The sequence below is a fragment of the Deltaproteobacteria bacterium genome (genome assembly GCA_019308995.1).
Taxonomy (GTDB): Bacteria; Desulfobacterota; Desulfarculia; order Adiutricales; family JAFDHD01; genus JAFDHD01.
The window spans coordinates 1-24276 of the sequence record JAFDHD010000013.1; the positions used below are offsets into that span (position 1 = coordinate 1).

16 protein-coding genes are annotated in these 24276 nt (G+C 55.2%); 10 read left to right on the forward strand and 6 right to left on the reverse strand.

Features of this window, described 5'->3' with window-relative positions; all coding sequences use genetic code 11:
- The first annotated feature begins 140 nt into the window (after nucleotides 1-140).
- On the forward strand, nucleotides 141-992 hold the full coding sequence (locus JRI95_04260; protein ID MBW2060758.1) for a sugar phosphate isomerase/epimerase: 852 nt from the start codon (nucleotides 141-143) through the stop codon (nucleotides 990-992).
- 238 nt (nucleotides 993-1230) lie between these two features.
- On the opposite strand, the gene JRI95_04265 is transcribed toward JRI95_04260, so the two are convergent.
- From JRI95_04265 to JRI95_04280, 4 genes are all read right to left on the reverse strand, one after another.
- The gene (locus tag JRI95_04265) at nucleotides 1231-2571 is read right to left on the reverse strand and encodes a B12-binding domain-containing radical SAM protein (protein MBW2060759.1); all 1341 of its coding nucleotides are present in this window, start codon (nucleotides 2569-2571) and stop codon (nucleotides 1231-1233) included.
- A gap of 91 nt (nucleotides 2572-2662) precedes the next feature.
- Nucleotides 2663-4498 (reverse strand): histone-lysine N-methyltransferase, encoded by a 1836-nt coding sequence (locus JRI95_04270; protein MBW2060760.1) that lies wholly within the window; start codon nucleotides 4496-4498, stop codon nucleotides 2663-2665.
- Nucleotides 4499-4578: 80 nt separating this feature from the next.
- On the reverse strand, nucleotides 4579-6375 hold the full coding sequence (aspS, locus tag JRI95_04275) for an aspartate--tRNA ligase (GenBank protein ID MBW2060761.1): 1797 nt from the start codon (nucleotides 6373-6375) through the stop codon (nucleotides 4579-4581).
- Nucleotides 6372-7643 (reverse strand): histidine--tRNA ligase, encoded by a 1272-nt coding sequence (locus JRI95_04280; GenBank protein MBW2060762.1) that lies wholly within the window; start codon nucleotides 7641-7643, stop codon nucleotides 6372-6374. The genes aspS and JRI95_04280 overlap by 4 nt, the downstream gene beginning before the upstream one ends.
- Before the next feature lie 200 nt (nucleotides 7644-7843).
- Between JRI95_04280 and trmFO the strand changes: the two genes are divergently transcribed.
- The 6 genes from trmFO (at nucleotide 7844) to JRI95_04310 (ending at nucleotide 15758) form a co-directional block, all read left to right on the forward strand.
- Nucleotides 7844-9160 (forward strand): methylenetetrahydrofolate--tRNA-(uracil(54)-C(5))-methyltransferase (FADH(2)-oxidizing) TrmFO, encoded by a 1317-nt coding sequence (gene trmFO, locus JRI95_04285; protein ID MBW2060763.1) that lies wholly within the window; start codon nucleotides 7844-7846, stop codon nucleotides 9158-9160.
- 143 nt (nucleotides 9161-9303) lie between these two features.
- Nucleotides 9304-9885 carry a transposase gene (locus JRI95_04290; protein ID MBW2060764.1) on the forward strand — a complete coding sequence of 194 codons (582 nt, stop codon included), beginning with the start codon at nucleotides 9304-9306 and terminating at the stop codon, nucleotides 9883-9885.
- A 152-nt stretch (nucleotides 9886-10037) separates the two neighbouring features.
- A complete protein-coding gene (locus JRI95_04295; GenBank protein ID MBW2060765.1) occupies nucleotides 10038-10349 on the forward strand; it encodes a BON domain-containing protein in 312 nt (103 codons plus the stop codon).
- A 301-nt stretch (nucleotides 10350-10650) separates the two neighbouring features.
- Nucleotides 10651-13242, forward strand: a complete 2592-nt coding sequence (gene clpB / locus JRI95_04300) for an ATP-dependent chaperone ClpB (protein ID MBW2060766.1) — start codon at nucleotides 10651-10653, stop codon at nucleotides 13240-13242.
- Between the two features lie 83 nt (nucleotides 13243-13325).
- On the forward strand, nucleotides 13326-14168 hold the full coding sequence (htpX, locus tag JRI95_04305) for a zinc metalloprotease HtpX (GenBank protein ID MBW2060767.1): 843 nt from the start codon (nucleotides 13326-13328) through the stop codon (nucleotides 14166-14168).
- 210 nt (nucleotides 14169-14378) lie between these two features.
- Nucleotides 14379-15758 carry a trypsin-like peptidase domain-containing protein gene (locus JRI95_04310; GenBank protein ID MBW2060768.1) on the forward strand — a complete coding sequence of 460 codons (1380 nt, stop codon included), beginning with the start codon at nucleotides 14379-14381 and terminating at the stop codon, nucleotides 15756-15758.
- Between the two features lie 69 nt (nucleotides 15759-15827).
- Here JRI95_04310 and JRI95_04315 read toward each other — a convergent pair whose 3' ends face one another.
- A complete protein-coding gene (locus JRI95_04315; GenBank protein MBW2060769.1) occupies nucleotides 15828-16592 on the reverse strand; it encodes a class I SAM-dependent methyltransferase in 765 nt (254 codons plus the stop codon).
- A 270-nt stretch (nucleotides 16593-16862) separates the two neighbouring features.
- Here JRI95_04315 and JRI95_04320 point away from each other — a divergent pair, with 270 nt between their 5' ends.
- Both JRI95_04320 and JRI95_04325 read left to right on the forward strand, forming a co-directional pair.
- Nucleotides 16863-17981, forward strand: a complete 1119-nt coding sequence (locus tag JRI95_04320; protein MBW2060770.1) for an efflux RND transporter periplasmic adaptor subunit — start codon at nucleotides 16863-16865, stop codon at nucleotides 17979-17981.
- Between the two features lie 5 nt (nucleotides 17982-17986).
- Nucleotides 17987-21691: an efflux RND transporter permease subunit gene (locus tag JRI95_04325; protein MBW2060771.1), complete on the forward strand. Its 3705-nt coding sequence runs from the start codon at nucleotides 17987-17989 to the stop codon at nucleotides 21689-21691.
- A gap of 89 nt (nucleotides 21692-21780) precedes the next feature.
- On the opposite strand, the gene JRI95_04330 is transcribed toward JRI95_04325, so the two are convergent.
- Entirely contained in the window at nucleotides 21781-23067 is a 1287-nt protein-coding gene (locus JRI95_04330; protein ID MBW2060772.1) for a DUF401 family protein, read from the reverse strand.
- 171 nt (nucleotides 23068-23238) lie between these two features.
- Between JRI95_04330 and JRI95_04335 the strand changes: the two genes are divergently transcribed.
- Nucleotides 23239-24273, forward strand: a complete 1035-nt coding sequence (locus tag JRI95_04335) for a rod shape-determining protein (GenBank protein MBW2060773.1) — start codon at nucleotides 23239-23241, stop codon at nucleotides 24271-24273.
- The last annotated feature ends 3 nt before the right edge of the window (nucleotides 24274-24276 follow it).

Sequence of the window (24276 nt, forward strand, 5' to 3'; positions counted from 1 at the left end):
TTTAACTTAAATAAGTTAAATTCATTTCGACCATTCGAAATGAAACGATTGACAATTGCTATTTGACGCTTATCCTGAACTGAATTACCTCATTCCCGGACAGGCACTAATTAAATATCATAAAACAGGCGGAGGTGAGTATGCATATCGGTATCTCTATGAGCTGCCTTGATCATGATCGGCATACGAGGAGCGAGGCAAGAGACCTGGCGCTGAAGCTTCGCGAGCAGTTTGACCTGAGCAGTGTGGAGATCATTCTGGAAGGAATCGGAAGGCGTTTTGCCCCATACCCCTGGGAGTATGAGGAGGCGGAACTGAGGGAGCTGGAAGATTTTGTGAATCATTTTCAGTGCAAGGGGGCGCACCTGCCTTTTTATAACTTGAATGTAATTGCCGTAAATGAAAGGGTGCGCGAGGACGCCATGGAGCAGATACGACTGGCCATCGAGATAGCCAAGCGGCTGAAATTGGACTATGCGGTCATTCACGCCACCGGCAGTACCGAAGGGGTGGCTACTGATCGCGAACCACGCCGGCAATTCCTGGCCTTCTCCCGATGCGCCGCCTTTTGTGAGGGGTCCGGTTTGACGCTTTCCATTGAAAACGCAACCAACCTCCATGATATTAAGTCATGTGCGAAAATGATCCGCAGACTCAAGGACGAGGGCCTGCCCGTAGCCATGACCTTTGATACGGGTCACGCCAATATACCCAGAGCCTCTCAAGATGTGCCGGTGCCGGTTAAGCAATTTGGCGCCATGGCGGACGCGATCGAAAGCTGTTTCGACATTATTGATAACATCCACCTTCACAATAATCATGGTTCTTATGATCAGCACCTGGGTTTGCTGGACGGGAGTATTGATCTGAAGTCGTGCCTTAAACGCTTACGCTCCCTGAACTACCAAGGCAGCATCTCACTTGAGGTGAACTCCCAGGTGAAGGACATCACGAGTGAGCTCGCCACGCTAAAGGAATGGTGCACGGCCTAATGGGCGCTGGCATTATCTGTTTCATGCGGCAGGCGTCCAAGATCGGGGTTTGAGCGATCCAAAGCATTGGCTAATACAGTTCGCTCGAAAAAAATTTAAATGAAGATAACATTGGGCTGCTCAGATGATATTAGGTCGGGCTTATCGGGCAGTTCAGTCGCAGGCGGCATCTCTCCCTCCTTCGTGGTTCTGCATGTGGTTCCCAAGGCAATGTCGGCGATCCTGGCGGGGTTATATATCAACTTACTGCCGCTCTTTTTATCTCCTCAATTTTTTCCCAGGAAAAATCAGGTCCGCGGCAGGGGAAAAAAGTATTATTGTGATACAGGGGTTCGGATTCCAGATCAAAGGGTGACTGCCTTTTCGTTTCCTCCCACATCGGTGTGCCGGGCAAAGGGGAGAATTCGGCCAGGTACGGACGGGCGCCCGCGGCCTTGACGGTCTGAACGGTATGCAGCACCTCATCGAGCGGCTGGCCGGGCAGGCCATAGAGGAGATAGACCCCGATCTGCCTCGGCTCGAAGCCAGCCTCAACGAGGCTCTTCATAGCCGATTCGAATTCTCCCGCCTCAACCTTGCCTCCCCAGGCCCTCTGCCTGTCCCAGTTGAAGGTCTCAAGGCCTAAACGCAGGGTCTTAAACCCGCTCTCATACATCAGGCGGGCCAGTTCGGGGCGGATCAGCCCAAGATGCAGGCCGTTGGGCGCGTGAAAACTGATTTTGAAACCTCGCCTGAGCACACCCTCCAGGATGGGCATGAGGTGGTTTTCCGCCTCGATGAGCAGGGCGTCGTCAAAAAAGGCAAAGTCAGCCAACCCGAGGCGCAGGTGGCGATCCTCTATTTCGGCCAGAACATCCTCAACCGGGCGCTGCACAAAGGCGCTGTAAAGCGTGGCCGAGGCGCAGTAAGGACAGCGCTGGGGACAGCCCCTTGAAGTCATGAGCGAGGCAAATTCCAGACACGGATAAAGCTCCAGGGCCGGCCAGGTCTCAAGCCAGTTCTGTTTGAATGAAGAGGCAGAGGCAGGTTCACCCTGCCTGACCTGCTCACCCACCGCCTCAATCAGGCTTGTTTCACCGGGGCCGCTCAAGACTGAATCCGCGCCGGAATATTTTCTGGCATGATCTGGGCAGAGCGTGGCGTAGATCCCGCCCAGGAGGGTCTTCACCTCCGGCCAGGTCTGGCGCAGAAGTTCAATGGCCTTCTGCACTCCGGGATACCAATAGGTCATGATTGATGTCATCAGGATCAGGTCCGGCCTGGGTCCTGCCGCGAGGGCCTGCAGGAAAGCAGTCTCAGGCAGGCCGTAGCGAGCGAAGCGGCGGGGTACTTCCTGCAAGACGGCCGGTGTCGGAACGATCTCCCGCGGCCAGTGACCCGTTCCGGGGAATCGGCCCGGCCGCGCTCCGAGACCGCACGCCTTGGGGTGGAGGCGATCCATACAGTCCACCAGCCGGACGTCGTAACCGGCCTTCTTGAGAACCGCGCCTAAATACAGAAGCCCCAGAGGCCTGGCCCAGAGGTCAAAGGCCGCGAAATCGTAAATCCAGGGGTTGACCAGAAGGATTCGCGGAGGCATTTCGAACCTTATTGAAGCGGCGAGGAGATAGTCCTGTGGGGGCTCATGTCAGGATATCCACACCGGCTCGGAGATAAGAGGATGACACGGGTTACGAGATTTCTTCTTCCTCCATTCGAGCCAAATCCTCAAAACGCATGTCAAGGCCCAGAACTCCCACGATCTCGTCATCCTCGTTTCTGATAGGGCCGGAAACAGTGATACACAGGGCGCCGGTATAACGAGAGGTATAGAAATCCGTGACATGGATCTGGCCGTCCTTCATGGGTTCAATGAACCAGATTCGATCGGACAGGTCCTCGTCAACCACCTGGGGTCTGGCTTCGAACTTGGCCTTCTCGGTAACGTGGGTGATGTCATGCGTCGTTTTACGCCCGTGTTCATCAACCACATAAAGATACTGGATAAAAGGATTGGCATCCAGCAGGGCTTGCATGACCGGTTCCTGGCGGGACGGGTCCATGGACCTGACATCCGGGCCCTCGATGAAGTCTTCCAGAAGGCGGTAGGCCAGTTCTTTGGCCTTGGCCTTGAGCCGGTCGAATTCTGACTTGAAGTAATCAGGCAGGTAGCGCCGGGCCAGTTTTTCCATCTCTTTGGTCGAGATGGAGGTAACCCGGCCTTGGTCGTATTGTCTCTGAATCCAGCGCACGATTTTGGTGATGCCCGGGTGGCGTTTGTCAATCTTCTCGCCAATGTCAGTCGTCAGGCGCTGGTTGATCCAGTAAGTGACTCCCGCAGCCCCGGACTTGTCGGTGATGATGATACTCGGGCTCCGCCCCAGGATTTCCTTGGTGTCAAAGATGTTGTAAATCTCCTCATTTTTGAGCATCCCGTCCAGATGAACTCCAGCGGCGGTGGCATTGAAGTCGGACCCGACAAACGGAAAGTTGCTCGGGATATGATACTCTATCTCCCGCTCGAAATAGCGGGCCATATCGGTGATGGCCCGGGTATCCATGTCATCGGTTTTGCCTCGCAGGCCGATATACTCCATAACTAGGGCCTCGATGGGGGTGTTCCCGGTGCGCTCTCCAAAGCCCAGCAGGGTGCCGTTGGCCGTGGAAAGCCCGTAAAGCCAGGCCGTGGTGGCGTTGATCAGGGCTTTATGGAAGTCGTTGTGGCCGTGCCATTCAAGGTCCTCGCCCGAAAAGCCTGCGTCTTCGATCATGGCCCGAACCAGCTTGGGCACGGATCGAGGCAGGGAGGCTGAGGGGTAGGTCACCCCCAGGCCCAGGGTGTCGCAGAGCCGGACCTTGACCCGGAGGCCATACTCTTCGGTGAGTTCCCGTAATTTGAGGGCAAACGGAATCACGAAGCCGTATATGTCGGCCCGGGTGACGTCCTCAAAATGACAGCGTGGAACAACCCCCAGTTCCAGGGCACCGCGCACGATTTCAAGGTATTTCTCCAGGGCCTCGACCCGGTTCAGGCCAAGCTTTATATAAATATGATAATCCGAAACCGAGGTCAGGATACCGGTTTCGCCCAGCCCCATCTCCCTGACCAGCTGTAGATCATCAGGCACAGCCCTGATCCAGCCCGTGACTTCCGGGTACTCGTAATCCAGCTCCGAACATTTCTCGACCGCCGCCTTATCGCGCTTGCTGTAAAGAAAAAACTCGCTCTGGCGAATGACGCCCTTGCGTCCGCCGATGCGGTGCAGGAGCTTGAAGAGGTCTACAATCTGCCTGACAGTGTATGGGGAGCGGGCCTGCTGACCGTCACGAAAGGTTGAATCAGAAATATAAAAGTTCCGGGCCGGGTCCAGGACGGTGTATTTATGATCGAAATCAATGCGGCTGACTTGGTCGTAAGGAAAGACGTTCCGCTGGAGGTTAGGCTCTCCGGCTTCGACCAGTTTGTAGCTCCAGAAATCGGTATGCTCATGTTCGAGCACCCGTCGGTCTTTGTTCCATCGCGCCATGATCATTCCTCCTTGTTGCCGCCTGGCAAGGAAATAAGTAACTAGCAGACCGCGCCGGACAGGCCGCGGCTTTTTTTTATTTAATCCTCTTTTTTAGGCTCGGTGTCGAGACGGATGGCCAGTTCCAGGAGCTGCTGGCGATCAACCCTGTTCGGCGCGCCGGTCAGGAGACAGGTCGCCTTCTGGGTTTTAGGAAAGGCGATTACCTCCCTGATAGCATTAGCTCCGGCCAGTATCATGATCAGACGATCAAAACCAGGTGCGATACCGCCGTGGGGCGGCGCACCAAACTCCAGGGCCTCCACCAAAAAACCAAACTTTTCGGCCGCCTCCGCCTGGCTGATCCCGAGGCAGCGAAAGACCCTTTCCTGAACGTCCCGCCGATGGATACGGATACTGCCTCCGCCGATCTCATTCCCGTTCAGGACCAGATCGTAGGCCCGGGCCCGCACTTCCTCCGGGGCTGTCTCCAGTTTATCTAGGTCTTCCTCCAGGGGAGCTGTAAAAGGGTGATGCACGGCCTGATAGCGTTTTAACTCAGGACTATACTCGAACATGGGGAAATGAGTGACCCAGAGAAAGTGAAATTTATTGGATTTTATCAGGTCCAGGTCCTGGCCGAGCTTAAGCCTGAGCTGGCCCAGGACCTCACAAGCCACCTTCGGGGTATCGGCGCTGAAAAGAAGAAGGTCACCGGGTTCGGCCTTGAGGGTGTCAGCCAGGGCCGCCTTTTCACCGTCGGTGAAGAATTTGGCCAGGGGGGATTGCCAGCCGTCCGGGTTTATTTTTATCCAGGCCAAACCCTTGGCCCCGAAAATCCCGGCCAATTCGGTCAGGTCGTCAAGCTCCTTGCGGGACAGGGTATTCAAGCCCTTGGCATTGATGGCCTTGACGCAGCCGCCGCCGGCCGCGACCTGGGCAAAAAGCTTGAAATCGGTTTCAGCCACGATATCCGTTACATCCGTCAGTTCCACGCCGAAACGCGTGTCAGGCTTATCCAGGCCATAGCGGTTCATGGCTTCGTCATATGTCAGCCGGGGAAAGGGGCGCGGAACGTCAATATCCAGAAGCTCTTTCACCAAAGTGGTCATGAGCCGTTCCGTAACATCAAAGATGTCTTCCTCGGTAATGAAAGACATCTCCACGTCAATCTGAGTGAACTCCGTCTGGCGGTCGGCCCTCAAATCCTCATCCCGGAAGCATTTGACGATCTGGAAGTAGCGGTCGAATCCGGAGATCATCAGGAGCTGCTTGAAGAGCTGAGGCGACTGAGGCAAGGCGTAAAAGCGGCCCGGACTGGTTCGGGAAGGGACCAGATAGTCCCGCGCCCCTTCAGGGGTGGACTTGGTCAGGACCGGGGTCTCGAACTCGATGAAACCTTCTTCACTTAAAAAGCGGCGCGTGACCTGGTAGGCCTTGTGTCTGAGCAGGAAGTTACGCTGAATCGCCGGGCGTCTAAGGTCGAGATAGCGGTATTTGAGCCGGATGGCCTCTGAGACGTCAATACTGTCCTCGATCATGAACGGCGGGGTTACGGCGGTGTTGAGAACGCGCAGGTGATGGATGAAGACCTCGATCCGCCCGGTCTCTAGCTTCTCATTGATCATGTCATCGGGCCGGGGCCGGACCCGGCCTTTCACGGCAATGACGTATTCGCTGCGCACCGCATGGGAACGTTCGTGGGTTTCCGGGTCTTCCTGAGGGTTGAACACAACTTGGATCAAACCGGTCCGGTCTCTGAGGTCAATAAAGACCAGCCCGCCGTGATCGCGCCGCCGCTGGACCCAACCCATGAGCACCACCTTCTGACCGAGATGCCTTTCGTTCAGCTCGGCGCAATAGTGAGTCCGTTTCAGGTCTGCCATGGATTCAATCAACTCGGTTCTCCTCTTGCCAGCAGGGCCGTCAAGCTGGTAATGACACTGTCCAGCGGCAGCTCTTCCTGTTTACTTTTCTCCATGTCCCTGAGCATGCCCACGCCCCGTTTCAGCTCCTCAGGGCCCAGGATCAGGACCCAGGACGCGCCCAGCTTGTTGGCCCGCCGCATCTGGCTCTTGAGGCTGGCCGGGGTGTAATCCATCTCCACCCTCAGCCCATGCCGCCTCAGGTCCTGCGTCAGGTCGAAGCCGATCTCCTGCGCCGCGGTATCCAGGGCCGCAATGAACAGGTCCGGTCCGGAGCGCTCAAGCTTCCGGCTTTCAGAAAGAAGCATGATCAACCGCTCCAGGCCAAGGGCAAATCCAATGGCGGGCATGTCCGGGCCGCCCAGGCTCCTGACCAGGCTGTCGTACCGGCCTCCTCCGCCGACCGCGTTCTGCGACCCCAAACGGGCGGTCTGGGCTTCGAATACGGTCCGGGTGTAGTAATCCAGGCCGCGCACCAGCCTCGGCGCCAGGACAATGGCCACCCCAGCGGTCTCAACAGCCTTCCGAACATGAGCAAAATGACCCTGACAATCCTGACAAAGCGTGTCCAGGATTAGGGGCGCATCTTGGACCGTTCTGATACAGCCTTCAACCTTGCAGTCAAATACCCGCAAGGGATTGGTCTCATAACGGCGCTGGCAGTCAAGGCAAAGCTCGTCAAGGCGGCCCTTGAGAAAGCTTTTAAGCTTCTCCTTGTATCCAGGCCGGCATTTGGGACAGCCAAGACTGTTAACATGGATCTCCATGTCCTTGAGTCCGACTTCCGAGAGAAAGGAGGTTAAAAGGATGATCAGCTCCGCGTCAATGAACGGTTCGGTCACGTTGAAGGCTTCCACGTTGAGCTGGTGAAACTGGCGCTGCCGCCCCTTTTGCGGACGTTCATAGCGAAACATGGGCCCGAAGGAGTAAAGCTTGAGCGGACGGCCGTTGGCGGCCAGGCTGTGTTCTATAACCGCCCGGACCACGCCAGCCGTGGCTTCGGGTCTGAGGGTCAGGGACTCCCCGCGCCGATCGTTAAAGGTATACATTTCCTTTTCAACAATATCGGTCTCCTCCCCGATCGAACGCGAGAAAAGCTCGGTCCGCTCCACCACCGGGATACGAAGCTCCTCAAAGCCGAAACTGCGGAGAATCCGGGCTGCCGCCGCCTCGATTTCCTGCCACCACCCGACCTCCTGAGGCAGGATGTCTTTAAAACCTCTGATCGCCTTAATGCTCATCCTTCACTTTTCTCCGGGCGCACGTGAAGCTATTTAGGCCGCGCAAAAGAACCATTATACCTAATATGATCTATTGTTTTTGTCAATCATTCTACACGAATATTTAGAAGATTTAAAGCAGATCGCAGGCCAGATCACCCTGACAGAGAGCTGCCCTTTAGCGTCTTGCCCTTGAGTTGTGAATCCTTTATGATCCTTGTATGACCGAACCAAGAATCATTATTATCGGCGGGGGGCTGGCCGGGTGTGAGGCCGCCTGGAGATTGGCCCAGGCTGATATGGGTGTTGATCTTTTTGAGATGAAGCCCCGGAAGTTTTCACCAGCCCACACCACGACCCGCCTGGCCGAGCTGGTCTGTTCCAACTCCTTCCGTTCCAGAGACCTTCATTCTGCCATCGGGCTGCTCAAGGAGGAGATGCGCCTTCTTAATTCTCTAATCATGATGTGTGCGGATGAGACCGAAGTCCCGGCCGGAAAAGCCCTGGCCGTGGACCGGGAGCGTTTCGCCTCCCTTATCACCGCCCGTATTGAAGCCCTGGATCAGGTGCGACTCATCAGGGAGGAAGTAACCGATCTCGATCCTTCCTGTTTGACCATTCTGGCGACCGGGCCGCTGACCTCCGATCCTTTGTCCGCGTCGCTTTCAACCCTGATCGGGTCTGAACACCTGCACTTTTACGACGCTACCTCGCCGATCGTCACCTTTGACTCCATTGATATGAACAGGGTCTTTACGGCCTCGCGCTACGAGCAGGAAGGCGAAGGCGATTATATTAATTGCCCTTTAACTGAAGAGGAGTACAGCCGCTTTTACGAGGCGCTGACCCGGGCCGACCGGGTTACCCCCCGCCCCTTTGAGAAGCCCCGGTACCACGAGGGCTGTCTGCCCATCGAGGTCATGGCCGGGCGCGGGCCGCGGACCCTGACCTTCGGTCCCATGAAGCCGGTCGGCCTGAGCGACCCCAGGACCGGCCAGCGGCCTTATGCCGTGGTGCAGCTTCGCCGGGAGAACAGGGCCGGGACCATGTTCAACCTGGTTGGCTTTCAAACGAGGCTCAAACGGCCGGAACAGGACCGGGTCTTCCGTTTGATTCCCGGGCTTAAAAAGGCTGAGTTCGTCCGGTATGGCAGTGTGCACCGCAACACCTTTATCAACGCCCCGCGCCACCTCAACGCCCACCTCCAGCTCATGCGCCACCCCAGCATCTTCCTGGCCGGGCAGATCACCGGCGTGGAGGGCTATGTCGAGTCCGCGGCCATGGGTATTCTGGCCGGGGAGAATGCAGCTCGATTAGCCAGAGGCCTGCCTCTGGTTACACCGCCGCCCACCACGGCGCACGGGGCTTTGATCAACCACCTCACGGACAGGACACCCAGGGACTTCCAACCCATGAATGTCATTTTCGGACTTTTTCCGCCTGCCCCGGCTGGAGTCAGGAAAAAAGACCGCAAGGCCTTTTACGCGCGGCGCGCCTTAAAAGACCTGGATAGGTGGCTTGAGGATTTAAAAAATTAAGAGGACGGATAGAATCAAATTAATATTGTCAGGGAACCTCGCTTCGCGAGCTACCCTGACCTACAGTGTGGAATCAAGTAAAAAATATTGTAGGTCAGGGTGCGAAGCTCCCTGACAAAAATATATCAAGGCAAGAATCAAATATGACCAACATCCGTCGTTTTTATGTTCCCGATACAGCAGTTTTTATGACGGCTGTTTGCCACATGCGCAATACCCACTTGAAAAGCGACGCAAACAAGGGATTGTTGCTTACCATTATGAGAGAGGTAAAGGCAGAGAAACCTTATAACATGCTGGGTTATATTTTATTGGATGATCATTTCCATTGGATGATTCAGATACAAGAGAAGTCCGCTAGCGAAACAACAAGAATTTTTAAAAAGAAAAAAAATAAGTATGGTAAAGAAAATCAATACTGGATTTCTGAGATTATGCAATCGGTAAAATTACGTTATACTTATCGATATAAAAAACTCAATCAACTTAAAGGCCATGTAACCCTTTGGCAGAACCGTTTCTGGGACCACATTGTCCGTAACCAGGAGGATTTTAATAATCATCTTGATTACATACATTACAATCCTGTCAAACATGGTTATGTATCTCAACCCTTGAATTACCGATGGTCTTCTTTTCATTCCTGTGTTGAACAAGGATTCTATGCGCCCAATTGGGCAGCGGCGGAAGAACCCCAACACTTAATTGGAATCAGCTGGGAATAAAGATGTCCGGGGAGACTGATTTGTCAGGGCGCCCCGCTCCACAGGACAACCTGACTGGCCGCCTGGAAGGAAGTAATTGAAAGCCAGGGAAGATAAGGTTAAAATAGGTCAGCTCAATCCGATCTGAAACGACCAAACCGGGAGGTAAGGCCATGCAAAAATTAAAAATGGTAACCGTTTTATTCATCTGTATGGGAATGCTTCTGAGCCTCACGGCCTGCCTGACGCCAGCAGGCAGAACCGCGGGTCAGACGGTGGACGACGCCGCCATCACGGCCAAGGTCAAGGCCAGGCTTATAAAGGACGATGTATTGAAAGGCTTTGCCATTTCAGTCAAAACCTTCAAGGGTGAGGTCACGCTCATCGGCGCGGTGGATTCTGAAGAGGCCAGAAAAAGGGCGGTGCACCTGGCCCGCTCGACTCATGGTGTGCGTAAGGTCAATAATCTCATAAAAATCAAGTAATCTTCCTTGCCAGGCTGGGATAAATCCCGCCCCAACAATCTCAAATTGACAATTTTCACTATTGTGATGCGCACCATTGACGTGAATGTAGGTTAGGGTACCCAACTTCCTAATACAAAATAAGATGAATATTTTTAAAGAATTAGGTATCGCAGATAGTCCTGAGAAAAAAGCCTCTGTATAACTCCTCATCATCTTCATAAATCTCCTTTCACTTACCTTGACACCTCCCTTAAGCGAACTTAACTTATAAGTAGTTATGATAATTTGGTAAGTTGTTGTTTTTTGGAGGATATAACTAATGAGATTTGACAAGATGACCCTTAAGTCCCAGGAGGCGGTCCAGGAGGCTCAAACCTTGGCCGAGTCCCGAGGCCATCAGCAGATTGAACCGCTGCATCTGGCTAAGGCCCTCCTGGATCAGAAAGAAGGGGTTGTCCGTCCGATATTGCAAAAGCTCGGTGTGCAGCTTAACGCCTTGCTGACTGAGATAGAATCCGGGCTTCAGGCCCTGCCTCAGGTCCAGGGCGGAGGCATGCAGTCTTACATGGGCACTGAATTAAAAAAGGTTTTTAATGTCGCCTTTACCGAAGCCGAGAAGATGCACGACGATTACGTCAGCACCGAGCATCTTCTGCTGGCTATCCTGGCCGTGAAGGACAACCCGGCGGCTAAAATACTCCTCGGCCAGGGCGTGACCCGGGACAAGGTCTTCCAGGGGCTGGTGGACATCCGGGGGGCCCAGCGCGTGACCGACCCCAACCCGGAGGACAAGTATCAGGCCTTGGAAAAATTTGCTCGTGATTTAACAGAGTTAGCCCGTCAAGGCAAGCTCGACCCGGTCATCGGCCGCGACGATGAAGCCAGGCGGGCCATTCAGATACTCTCCCGGCGCACCAAGAACAACCCGGTCCTGATCGGCGAGCCTGGCGTGGGTAAGACGGCCATTGTCGAGGGGCTGGCCCAGCGGATTGCCAACGGCGATGTGCCCGAAAGCCTGAAGGACAAGCGGGTGGTGGCTCTGGATATCGGCGCCCTGGTGGCCGGGGCCAAGTACCGGGGTGAGTTCGAAGACCGGCTCAAGGCTGTGCTCAAGGAGATCGAGAACGCCTCCGGCGAGATCATCCTTTTTATTGATGAGATGCACACCCTGGTCGGCGCAGGCGCGGCTGAAGGGGCGGTGGACGCCTCGAACATGCTCAAGCCGGCCCTGGCCAGAGGCGAATTGAGATGTATCGGGGCCACGACTATCAATGAATACCGCAAGCGTATTGAGAAGGATCCGGCCTTGGAAAGGCGTTTTGCCCCAGTACTGGTGACCGAACCCACGGTCGAGGACACCATCAGCATCCTCAGGGGTCTCAAGGAACGCTACGAGGTGCATCACGGGGTACGCATCAAGGACAGCGCCCTGGTTGCGGCGGCCACCCTTTCGGCGCGCTATATCACCGACCGTTGGCTGCCTGACAAGGCCATTGATCTGGTTGACGAGGCGGCGGCCCACCTCAGGATCGAGATTGACAGCCTTCCGGCTGAGATTGACGAGGTCGAACGCAAGATCATCCAGTTAGAGATCGAACGTGAGGCTTTGAAGAAGGAAAAGGACGAGGCGTCCAGGGAACGGCTGGCCGGGATCGAGCAGGAGCTGGCTGAGTTGAAGGAGGAGTCTGCGGCGCTTAAGTCCCAGTGGCAGGCTGAAAAAGCGACCATCAGCGATTTGAGTTCCATTAAAGAACGGATCGAGCAAGCTAGAGTCGAGGCTGAGGCTGCGCAGCGCGCTGGCGACCTGACCAGATCGGCGGAGTTGATTTACGGCCGCATCCCGGAGCTGCAGGCCCAGTTAGCCGAGGCCAACAAGCAGCTTGAGGAGATGCAGGAGCATAAGCGCATGCTCAAAGAGGAGGTGGACGCCGACGATGTGGCCGAGATAGTGGCAAAATGGACCAATATCCCGGTCTCAAGGCTCATGGAAGGCGAAAGGGAGAAGCTCCTGCATATGGAAGACCGGCTGAAACTTCGGGTGATAGGCCAGGATGAGCCGATCGAGGTCGTTTCCCGGGCCGTCCGCCGGGCTAGAGCCGGTATCCAGGACCCTGACCGGCCTATTGGATCCTTTATCTTTATGGGCCCCACCGGGGTGGGCAAGACAGAGCTGGCCCGCGCCCTGGCCGAGTTCATGTTCGACGACGAGCAGGCCATGGTTCGCATTGATATGTCGGAGTATATGGAGAAGCATTCTGTGGCCAGGCTTATCGGCGCACCGCCGGGATATGTCGGGTATGAGGAAGGCGGCCACCTGACCGAAGCGGTCCGCCGCAGGCCTTATTCGGTCATCCTGTTCGACGAGATTGAAAAGGCCCATCCCGATGTGTTTCACGTCCTGCTTCAGGTCCTGGACGACGGCCGCATGACCGACGGTCAGGGCCGGACAGTGGACTTCAAGAATACCATTATACTCATGACCTCAAATATTGGCTCCCAGTGGATCATGGATCTTGAGGGTCAGGATCATGAGGAGATGGAGCGGCGTGTCATGGAGGCCCTCCGGGCTCATTTCAAACCGGAATTCTTGAACCGTGTGGATGACATCATCATCTTCCACGCCCTGGATATGGAGCAGGTCAAAAAGATCGTAGATATACAGGTCAAGCTCCTGAACAGGAACCTCGTTGACCACAAGCTGCGCCTTTCCCTGGAAAACGGGGCCAAGGAATACCTGGCTCGCGAAGGCTTCGATCCGGTTTATGGCGCTCGTCCCTTGAAACGGGCCATTCAGCGCAATATTCAGGACGCGCTGGCTATGGCCATACTGGAAGACCGTTTCCAGGAAGGTGATATCGTGTCGGTCAAGACCGGCGAGCAAGGTCTGATTCTTGAACCCAGGCCTGAATAGGCCTGTTTACATAGCAGGGGGGAACTTTTTAAAAAGTTTCCCCCTGCACCCCCTCAAAAACTTCAATACTAAATAAGTTCATGATGACCAATCAAATCAAGACATTATTTCTTTTAACCGTGCTTACGGCCCTGATCATATTTTTTGGCAGTCTGTTTGGCGGGAGACAAGGCATGGTTATCGCTTTTATTTTAGCGATGGCCATAAACTTCGCCTCATACTGGTTTTCAGACAAAATCGTGCTGGCCATGTACCGGGCCCAGGAGATAACCCCGGCCGATGATCCAGAGCTTTACAGCCTGGTCAAGACGCTGTCCGACCGGGCCGGGCTGCCCATGCCCAGGCTTTTCCTTATCCCACAGGAATCGCCCAACGCCTTTGCCACCGGACGCAACCCGAACCACGCTGCCTTGGCTGTGACAGCGGGGCTCAGACGCCTCATGAGCCGGGATGAACTGGCCGGTGTCCTGGCCCACGAACTGGCTCACGTCAGGAACAGGGACATCCTCATCAGCTCCATCGCCGCCACCCTGGCCGGGGCGATTATGATCCTGGCCAGCATAGCGCGCTGGTCCGCCATCTTCGGTTTCGGCGGCGACGACGACGAGGGCGGCGGAAATATCTTTGTCATCCTGATCATGGCCGTTATCGCCCCGCTGGCCGCCATGCTGATTCAATTCGCCATTTCTCGTTCAAGAGAATATCTGGCCGACGCCACTGGCGCGCGCATTGCCGGACATCCGGAAGGCCTGGCCCGCGCCCTGACCCGCCTGGGGCAGGCCAGCGGCCGCCTGCCTCTGGAGGCCAACCCTGCCACGGCCCATATGTTCATCGTCAACCCCCTCTCGGGCCGGCGACTGGCCGGTCTCTTCTCCACCCATCCGCCGCTCGAAGAACGGGTCGCCCGCCTCAGGGCCATAGGTTAAACATATACTCGGGGCGCGTCCGGTTCGGTTCGAGCCTCATTTTTTAAGCCAACAGGATAATTAATCCTAATGGGCGCAAACCATGTTTTAGCTTGATCGAAGATGTAACACTTGAGATAATGATTTGTTACCTCATAGTGAAGGAACAACTTGAAATTATTACTCCCCGATAAGACCTTGATTTAACTAATGTTATTGAAAAAATAAAATATGTCTCTTCGATTAAAATCCTTCCGATTCGCTATCCTGGCAGTAATTCTGGCTGCGGTCTTCAGTTATGCCGGGTCCGCCTTGGCTGAGAGCTCCTCGCGTGAGACGCCGGTGGTCAAGGCGGTGCGGCTGGCCGGACCGGCGGTGGTCAATATCAATACCACCCAGATCGTGGATCAGCGCACCAACCCCTTCTGGCGGTTTGAAGGGGACGATTTTTTTAATCGTTTTTTCCGGGACTTTTTCGAAACCCCGGGATTGCGCCAGCGCGCCAGAACCTCCCTGGGTTCAGGGGTCATCATTGATGGCAAGCGGGGCTACATCCTGACCAACGAGCACGTCGTAGCCAGGGCCTCTGAAATCAAGGTCACCCTGGGAGACGAGCAGGAATTTACGGCTGAACTGGTCGGTTCCGATCCGGACTCGGACCTGGCCGTACTCCAGATTAAATCAAACAAGGAGCTGCCTTATCTAAAAATGGGCGATTCCTCGGATTTGATGATCGGCGAACAGGTCATCGCCATTGGCAACCCGTTTGGCTTAACGCACACTGTCACCACAGGGGTCATCAGCGCGCTGAACCGCCACATACGGACCAATGACCGCGTTTACAGGGATTTCATCCAGACCGACGCCTCGATCAATCCGGGCAACTCCGGCGGCCCGCTCTTAAATATCAATGGTGAGTTGGTCGGCATCAATACGGCCATCCACGTCCAGGCCCATGGCATCGGCTTCGCCATCCCCATCAATAAAGCCAAGAGGATCATCAAGTCTCTGATATCCTATGGACAAGTCCTGCCGGTCTGGCTGGGGCTGTCGCTCCAGGACCTGAACCAGCGTCTGGCCGCCTATTTCAAGACACCCAACCGCGAAGGCATACTCATTACTGGAATTGATCCAGATGGACCCGTGGCCGGTTCCGGTCTGGCCAGAGGAGACGTTATCGTGCGCATTGATCGGCAGCAGATCCGATCAATAGATGATTATGAGGACATCCTCAGATCTTACACTGATCAGGAAAAAATCAAGCTAACCGTCTATCGCCAGGGGCGGCCGCGTGAGTTCAGTTTCAAGGTCAAGACCTTTCCTCTTAAAAAAGCCATGAAGATCAGCTTTGACCGGTACGGGCTAAGCCTGAAAGACAAGGGACTTTCCAGGCAAAGAAGGAGCGGGCTGCCCATCGCCAGGGTCAGGCGCGATTCACCGGCCTCCCGGATCGGTCTCAGGCCCGGGGACATCGTCCACCAGATCAACGAGATCAGGATCAACAACCTGGATGACTACCTCAAGGCCATGGCCAAGTACCGCCTCCGCCACTCCCTGGGGATGGTGGTGCAGCGTGGCCGTTATGCCTACCACGTCACCCTGACCCCCTGATCAGGGTTTCTGAAAATCATATTGCTAGGTGGGTTAAACCGTCTCTTACGTTAAAAGTTGGATCATCCTCTATAGCTCTATCTTAATAACCCAGACCGCCCAGCCCAGGTTTTCGACCTCCCAGGTTTGATCCTCGATCATAATATCCAGAAGCCTGCACAGTTCGTCGTGGTCAGGGTTGTCTGCCCGAAGTTTAGCGATGGCTTTCCTTTCAGGTTCGATATAAGCCTGCCAGCCTTCGTCACCGTCGTCAATAATCTCGATCACCTGACCGACCTTCTCCATACAGGCCGTGGTCTCTTCCTTCATCATGAAAGGATTATCTATTTTTCTGCTGGCCCCTGGCTGGTAATATGGCTCACCAATAGCCAGGTGACCGCCCGGGGAAACTAGACCTGGCAGAACCTTTAAGGAGCCTTCCAATCCTTCCCAGATTGGAGAGGCCCCCAGCATGAGGACCGCGTCCCACCTGCTCTTGGTCTTGGCAGCGAACTGGGCGGCGTCAGCCGTGATAAAGTCGCAAAGATGATATAACCCTGAGACTTCGGCCCGGGACCATGCCTCACGCACGAACTCAGGCAGGATGTCTATGCCCACCAGATTGACCTGATACATTAGCACCAGAGGCAGGGAGACACCGGCCTTACCACAGGCCAGGTCCAGGATGCGCTGGCCGGGCTTGAGGTTCATGACCCGGCCCAGCTGGCGAACCGAAGCGGGTAGAAAAGGGTTCAGAATGGTCTTGTCACGCTGAAGTTCAATAAAATATGGAATCAACTCGGGCTTGATACCCACGCGGTCGGCCAGGTATTGATGAGCTTGTTTTTCGTTCATAGAGGCACCCCTTTTTTCAAGTATATCGGTAACATTCAAAGGGAGAGGTGTCAAGTCGGCGGACTTGATGACGCCAATGCGAGGATAACTTGAAAGTGACCAACAAGCAGGAAAACGGGCCTTTGGGAAATGGTTTTATGAGATTTGAATTTTTTTATTTCAAGTATCTGGGAAAAACTATATTATCGCTAATAATGAATTTCACATATTTCAATCCCAATTAGCGGTTGAGTATAACGCAGTGACCGGTGATTTAGGCGGTGAATCAGCATGTCAATGAAAGCCAGGTCTTTGATCCTTTTTTTTATCCTTTTGCCAGCAGTACTTATACCTGGCTTTTTCTCGGTCCGGGCCAAGGAGAAGGCCTCAAAGCCTGTTTCGGCTCGGGTGGAGAAGCCTATACCTGTGCAGGTGATGGAAATACACAACCAGAAACTGCCTCTGGTGGTGGAAGCCGTGGGCCGTCTCTATCCCAATCGGCAGGTGACTGTGACAGCAGAAGTTCCGGGCTTGATCACCAGCTATGCGGTTGATCAGGGGGACAGGGTCAGGGCCGGTCAGCTTCTGATCAAGATTGATCCTGTGGATTATAGGCTGGCTTATGAAGAGGCCGAGGCCAACCTGATTGCCGTCCAGGCAAGGTTATATGCCACAGCCAAGGCCTTTCAGCGGGCCAAGAAACTCCTGCCACGGAAGGTCATCTCTCCGGACAGTTACGAAAAAGCTGAGGCCGAATTCAAGTCGGCTCAGGCCCAGGAAGTCCGGGCCAAAATTGGAGTTAAGATCGCGAAACAAAGGTTGAAAAAAACCCGGCTGGCCGCCCCTTTTTCCAGCCTGGTGGCTACGCGTCATATTGAAGTCGGTCAGATGATTGGAATCGGAGTGCCATTGATGACCCTGGTGGACCTGAGCCGGGTGCGGGTCAAGGTTCATCTTGCCGAACGGGACTATGTCCATCTTGATCGGGAAGACCCGGTGCAGGTCAAGATCGAGGCTTACCCGGACCGCATGTTCAAAGGCCGGGTGGACCGAATCAGCATTACCGCCGATCCTGCGACCAATACCTTTGGTGTGGAGATCCTGGTTGAGAACCCTGACCTGACTCTGAAAGCAGGGTTATCCGCCCGGGTTTACCTCACGACTCAGGTCCTGAACGGCGTGATCCTCATCCCCCAGAGCGCGGTCCTGTATCGAGAAAAAGGGGCCGAGCTCTTTGTCCTGGATTCGGATCAGAAGGCGCAAAAGAGACGCGTCAAACTTGGATTGACCAGAGGCGATCTGGTCCAGGTTGTTGAAGGCCTAACCGTGGGCGATAAACTGGTGGTCAAAGGCCAGAACTACCTCAAATCCGGTTCCAGGGTCACTGTGACCGCATCGGGATTGAAATAGAACCAATGAATTTTATTCGCTTTATCATACGATACGGCCGTATCTTTACGCTGCTCTCTGTCATCCTCCCGGTAGTCGCGGGGGTGGTGGCCTACCAGAACCTGCCCAAGGAAGGGAATCCGGAAATAGCCGTGCCGGTGGCCATTGTCATCACCCCATATGTCGGGGCCTCCCCTAATGAAGTCGAAAGCCTGGTCACGAACCCGCTTGAAGAAGCGATCGCCGACATCTCGGACATCAAGGAGCTGAGTTCCTTTTCTGCTTCCGGGGCTTCAATCGTTGTCGTGCAGTTTGACGTGGACGCCGACGTGGAAGAGATGCTCCAGAAAGTCCGGGACAAGGTGAGCCGGGCCAGGAAGCTTCTGCCCAGCGGGATCGAGGAACCGGAGGTCCAGGAGATTAATTTCTCAGAGATACCGATCATGATCGTCTCGATCGTGGGTGACCTGGACCCCATCAGGATGAAGCGTCTGGCCGAGGACGTGGCGGAGGAATTTAAGCTGCTGCCCGAGGTCCTTGACACGGATGTGGTCGGCGGTTTGACCCGGGAGATTCAGATTTATCTAGACCCGGATCGCCTCAACCAGTATGGCCTGACCATTCTGGACGTGGCCAACGCCATTGGCAAGTCTGACATCTCCATTCCCGGCGGGCAGATCACGATTTCCAACCGGAAGTATGTCCTGCGCACCCTGACCGAGATCAAAGAGGTCTCGGCTTATGCCCGCGTTCCCCTGATCGAACGGGGCGATCGCGTCGTCTTTTTGGGTGACGTGGCTGAGATCGTGGACGGGCATGAGGAGGACATATCCTACTCCCGGGTCCAGGGCCAGTCCTCGGTCTCCATCGCGGTCAAGAAAAGACCGGGCACCAATATCCTTGAAACGGCGCAAAAAATTCGTGACAGGGTCAAGGAGCTGGAAAAGACGTTCCCGGTCGGCGTGTACTCGGTTGTAACCGCGGATCAGTCTAAATACATCAAGCAGGGTTTTAAGGCCATGACCAATTCGGCCCTCTCGGGCCTGGTGGTCGTGATTATCGTGCTTTATTTTGCCTTGGGGCTTCGCAACTCGATCATCACCTCCCTCGCCATCCCGCTTTCCCTGTTAATCACCTTCATCCTCTTGAATATCTTCGGCCTGAGCAACAACGATATGGTCCGGTTCTCCCTGGTGCTGTGTATCGGTCTTCTGGTGGACAACGCCATCATCGTCGTGGAAAGCGCCTACTACCATTATCAACTGGGCAAGGACCGCCTGACCGCCGTTATTGACGGCGTCTCTGAGATCGCGCTTCCGGTCATCTCCGCCACCCTGACCACCATCGCCGCCTTCCTGCCCATGCTCCTCATGAGCGGCATGATGGGAAAGTTCATGGGCTTCATGCCCAAGACAGTGGCCATCGCCCTTTTTTCCTCCCTGATCGTGGCCCTTGTTTCCAATCCACTGATCCTGTCCCGCTTCATGAAACAGACCGTTAAAAAAGGGAAAGTGGTCCGGCCGGAGGAGGACCTCAAGCGCTTGAAGGCCTTCTATGTTCGCTTCGTGGTCCTGGCCTTAAATCACCGCCTCGCTGTGGTGCTGCTGGTGATCCTGGCCCTGGCCTCCGTAGCCGCCGTCTTCGGCTTAAAGATCATCAAGCTCGAAATGTTCCCTGAGGCGGACTTTGATTATATCTATATCACCATCAATACGCCTCCGGGAACAGAGGTGGATGTCACCGATAATATCGCCCGGCAGGTGGAAAAGATTGTCAATGAGCACGTCTCAGAAGCGGTGCGGGTCGTCTCCACCATCGGACACAGGGGACAGAGCGCCTTTGAATTCTCCTTTGGCGGAACCCAGTCCAATTTTGCCGAGATCACGGTCGAACTGCTGGACAGCAAGGAATTCAAACGGCTCTCAGACAAAGAAATCAAGCAGCGCCTCAGACCCATGCTGGACCCCATCGCCGGGGCCGATATACGATACAGGCCGATTCGATGGGGACCGCCGACCGGCAGTCCCATTAACCTCAAGATCTTTGGCAATAACCTGACCACCCTTCAACGGATCAGCACGGAGGTGAAAGAAATTCTGGCGCAGATACCCGGGGCGGTGGAGATAAAGGATGACTTCACAAATGCCGCTCCCGAGCTTAAAGTTGAGGTGGATCGAAGGGCGGCCGCCGCCCTGGCTGTACCCCTGACCGCGGTGTCCCAGAGCCTGCGGGGGGCCACGGCCGGGCTGAAGATAAAGGAGTTCCGGGACGAAGAGGATATTTCCAAAAAGTACGACCTCATGGTGAGGTTCTCCCCGGAGTCCAGGTCCAGCGTGGAGATGCTGGATAAAATCCGGGTTCGATCCCTGAGCGGGAACCTGGTGCCTCTGTCCAACTTCACCAGAGTGACCCAGGGGCCTGGCATAAACGTCCTGCGCCATATTGACCGCCAGCGGGTCGTGAGGATCACCGCCCAGAACCAGGATCGTTCCGCGGTGGAGATTACCCGGGACCTGCAGGCCAGGCTGGCTGGCTATAAACTGCCTTTTGGGTATTCTTTCTCATACGCCGGTGATATTACCGAAACCGAGGAGTCATTTGCCAGCCTCAGGCTGGCCTATATAGTGGCCTTTATCATTATCCTGACCATCCTGGTGGCCCAGTTCAATTCCTTCTTTCAACCCTTTGCCATTATGGTCGCCCTGCCTCTTTCCATAGTCGGGGCCGTGGTCGGGCTCCTGGTTACAGGTAACAACTTTTCGATCATGAGTTTTATCGGCCTGGTCGGCCTGACCGGAATCGTGGTCAATGACTCCATCATCCTGGTGGACCGCACGAACCGCAAGCGCCGGGAAGGCAATGGTGTGTATGAGGCTATCATGACCGCCGGTCAGGATCGCCTGCGGCCCATTATCTCCACAACCCTGACCACCATGGGCGGGCTGGCCACTCTGACCATTACGGACAAAATGTGGGAAGGCCTGGGCGTGGTCATCATTTTTGGCATCGCCTTTGCCACTCTCCTGACCCTGGTGGTGGTCCCGGTCATGTACACGCTTTTTGACGGCTTTGGTTATCACATGGCCTCTGCCTTCAGAGGGCCGCGCTGGCGGGAAGCTCCTGCTGGCCGGACCTTCTTTCTGTCGCGCCGCCGGTGGTCGCGGACCAAGGCCGGTTTCATTCTCCTTGTCCAGGTCGCGGTGTTGGCGGCCGGCTTCTTTTATGCGTTTCCCTGGTTCGTGGAGAAATACCAGGCTGAGGTTATCCAGGCCCCAACCCTGCTCAAGCTGGTTCTCGAAGCCGCGGTCGTTTACGTCACCCTGAGCCTTGAGGCCGCGGGTCTTGTTCTGGTCCTTCTGACTCCAACCTGGCTGGGCCTGCTCTATCTCATGTGGCTGAGGAGCAGCGAAGGGTACTACGTTGAGATCACTCCTGAAGGCATGACCGTGACTTCGCCCGTGGAGAAGCTGTTCCTGCCTCGCGACAGAATAAAAAAAGTACGGTATTCTCACCTCACCGGCCGACTGATCGTTAAGGCCGGCCCCAGGCGATTCCGGTTCAGGGACGTGGTCGAAGCGCAGCCTATTCTGGACAGGGTTCCTCTTTGGTCCTGGCTCAACTTGTCAAAACCCAGCCGCCGACAGGTGCGAGAAGGGCTGAAGACCCTGCGCCTGGCCCTGGAAGGCGTTATGGTTGCTGGACAGCCTGGCAAAGCGATGAGCTCGAACTGAGAATGAGGCTAGCCGGTCGCTCTTCCTGCTAACCTCCGAGGCTGGTGAACATCTGGCGACTTTGGACCAGCGCCCGCGTTGCACCAGGATTAATTTATCATTTGAAAAAACCCGAAAAAGAGCAGGGTGCATAACAGGAATACCGCGGCCGGGCCTGCCAGAAGATTATAGCATTTGAGCATGTTCGCATTGAAGTAGTCCCGGGTCACCAGGAAGCAGAGGTGGACCGGCGAAAGCATCATACCCATGAATCCGAAGGCATAGGCCAGAAAGGCATGGGCCATGTAGTCCATCCCCTGGTAATGGGCCAGCAAAGGCACGATCAGGGGAAAGGAGGCGCCGACAAACCCGATAGAGATGCCGGTGATGAACCCGGACAAAAAGGGCATGAGCAGGACGACCAGCAGGGGCGGGATGCCGTATTGAATCATCTCGGCGTGAATCTGATCCACGGCCCGGCTTTCGACCAGCACCCCTTTAAAGGCCATGATGCCCAGGATGAGAAAGAGCATGGGCGGGATGGACCGGTTCATAACGGCCCTCAGTACCTGGCCGGCCGGGATGCGGTTCTGACCGATGACCCAGGCCAGGCCGAGGACCAGGCCGAGGAAAACCGAGGTCAGGGGAGGCAGGTGCAGGCCGGTGCTCAGTTCTATGAGGGCCACCCCTGGAACAGCCAGTACCACCAGAAGAATCGGGGAAACTTCTTTCAGAAATACCCGCCAGGCGTTTGAATTATCGTTCCTTTTCCGGCCGGAAGGGTTGACTTTGGGTATGCGCCGCAGGAGGAAAATGAATCCGGCGCCGATGGCGAACAAGGTCAGGGGAGATTGAAACATAATAAACCGCCAGGTCTGAACCTCCAGCAGGCCGACGGCCAGAATTACGCCCGGATAAAGGGGCCACCAGTATTCCCAGATATGACGGAACCAGTAGTTGATAGCTGTCTTCAGATTGGCGTCCAGTTCAGACTCCTGGCTGACGGCCTGGACCATGGGTGCGGAAAACAGCGCACCGCCGGGCATGGGTAAGAGGCCAATCATGGCCGGCATGACGGCCGTCACAATTCTAGCATTGTGAGTGACTTTCGTAAAGCTGGTGACCATACGGTCCAGCTGGCCGGAGTCGCTCATGAGCCGGCTCAGCACCAGGATGAGGGCCACGATCATAAGCAGGGAGAAGACCATGGAGTTTGCCAGGCTTTTTAGTACGGTCGTCAGAATGACTGATGGCCAAAGGTCCATAAGCAGTCCCAGGACCACGCCCCCCAGGAAGAGACCCAGGCTCAGGTGAATCTTGAGCCGATGAGTGGCCAGGATCAGACCGAAGGCCAGAGAGACCTTGACGAGTGCGGGAAGGTCACTGAAAATCAGCATGGCCGATACTAAAGTTTCGATCTAATATATGTCAAGAGGATATCGGTTGATTTGGTGGTGATTATCCTTGAATTTTTCTTTTTTTTCTGCTAGCGTGAGATTATTAATCTTGGAGCTTACTTCGGCCGACTTAGATAGTGATACTGTCCAATTTTTATGGAGTCAGGTGCCATGTTAATTGATCCATTATTAGGAGTTTTTTCCAATGACCTAGCCGTTGATCTGGGCACAGCCAATACCCTGGTTTACGTCAAAGGTAGGGGTATTGTCCTGTGTGAGCCTTCAGTTGTAGCCGTACGGAATGACGCCCGGGGCGGGAAAAGGGTCTTGGCCGTGGGGACAGAGGCCAAGAAGATGGTTGGTCGAACACCGGGCAACATCGTCGCCATTCGTCCCATCAAGGACGGGGTTATCGCTGATTTCGAGATCACCGAGGCCATGCTCAGACACTTTATTCGTATGGTTCACAACCGGCGCACCCTGGTCCGGCCGCGGGTTATCGTCTGTGTCCCTTCCGGTATCACTCAGGTGGAAAAAAGGGCGGTGCGGGAATCGGCTGAATCGGCCGGAGCGAGAGAGGTTTATCTTATCGAGGAGCCCATGGCCGCGGCTATCGGCGCCGGCCTCCCGGTTACAGAGGCCACCTCGAATATGATCGTTGACATCGGCGGCGGCACGACCGAGGTTGCGGTTATTTCCTTGGCAGGCATCGTCTTCTCAAAGTCCGTCCGGGTCGGGGGCGATAAAATGGACGAGGCCATCATCCAGCATATAAAACGCCAATATAACCTTCTCATTGGCGAACGCTCGGCTGAAAGGATCAAGATGACCATTGGAGTGGCCTATCCAGGCAAGGAAGTCGCGACCTACGACGTTAAGGGCCGTGACCTGGTCAGCGGCATTCCCAAGACGATCACCATTGATTCAGAGGAGGTCCGCAAGTCTATCACCGAGCAAATTGATACCATCGTCGAGGTCGTACGTATTGCCTTGGAGCAGACCCCGCCCGAGCTGGCGGCTGATATTGTAGATAAGGGTATCGTTCTGACCGGAGGTGTAGCCTTGCTCGGGAATCTAGACGTGCTTCTGCGTGAACAGACCGACCTGCCGATTACAATCACCGAAGATCCCCTCTCGACCGTGGTCCTGGGCTCGGGCAAGGCCCTGGATAATCTGGCCATCCTCAAGGAGGTTATGGTCAAATAAGAA

Excerpts from the sequence above, each read along its gene's own strand:
- JRI95_04260 (MBW2060758.1), top strand. The coding sequence starts at position 141 with ATGCATATCGGTATCTCTATGAGCTGCCTTGATCATGATCGGCATACG.
- JRI95_04265 (MBW2060759.1), bottom strand. The coding sequence starts at position 2,571 with ATGCCTCCGCGAATCCTTCTGGTCAACCCCTGGATTTACGATTTCGCG.
- JRI95_04270 (MBW2060760.1), bottom strand. The coding sequence starts at position 4,498 with ATGGCGCGATGGAACAAAGACCGACGGGTGCTCGAACATGAGCATACC.
- JRI95_04280 (MBW2060762.1), bottom strand. The coding sequence starts at position 7,643 with ATGAGCATTAAGGCGATCAGAGGTTTTAAAGACATCCTGCCTCAGGAG.
- trmFO (MBW2060763.1), top strand. The coding sequence starts at position 7,844 with ATGACCGAACCAAGAATCATTATTATCGGCGGGGGGCTGGCCGGGTGT.
- JRI95_04290 (MBW2060764.1), top strand. The coding sequence starts at position 9,304 with ATGACCAACATCCGTCGTTTTTATGTTCCCGATACAGCAGTTTTTATG.
- JRI95_04295 (MBW2060765.1), top strand. The coding sequence starts at position 10,038 with ATGCAAAAATTAAAAATGGTAACCGTTTTATTCATCTGTATGGGAATG.
- clpB (MBW2060766.1), top strand. The coding sequence starts at position 10,651 with ATGAGATTTGACAAGATGACCCTTAAGTCCCAGGAGGCGGTCCAGGAG.
- htpX (MBW2060767.1), top strand. The coding sequence starts at position 13,326 with ATGACCAATCAAATCAAGACATTATTTCTTTTAACCGTGCTTACGGCC.
- JRI95_04310 (MBW2060768.1), top strand. The coding sequence starts at position 14,379 with ATGTCTCTTCGATTAAAATCCTTCCGATTCGCTATCCTGGCAGTAATT.
- JRI95_04315 (MBW2060769.1), bottom strand. The coding sequence starts at position 16,592 with ATGAACGAAAAACAAGCTCATCAATACCTGGCCGACCGCGTGGGTATC.
- JRI95_04320 (MBW2060770.1), top strand. The coding sequence starts at position 16,863 with ATGTCAATGAAAGCCAGGTCTTTGATCCTTTTTTTTATCCTTTTGCCA.
- JRI95_04325 (MBW2060771.1), top strand. The coding sequence starts at position 17,987 with ATGAATTTTATTCGCTTTATCATACGATACGGCCGTATCTTTACGCTG.
- JRI95_04330 (MBW2060772.1), bottom strand. The coding sequence starts at position 23,067 with ATGCTGATTTTCAGTGACCTTCCCGCACTCGTCAAGGTCTCTCTGGCC.
- JRI95_04335 (MBW2060773.1), top strand. The coding sequence starts at position 23,239 with ATGTTAATTGATCCATTATTAGGAGTTTTTTCCAATGACCTAGCCGTT.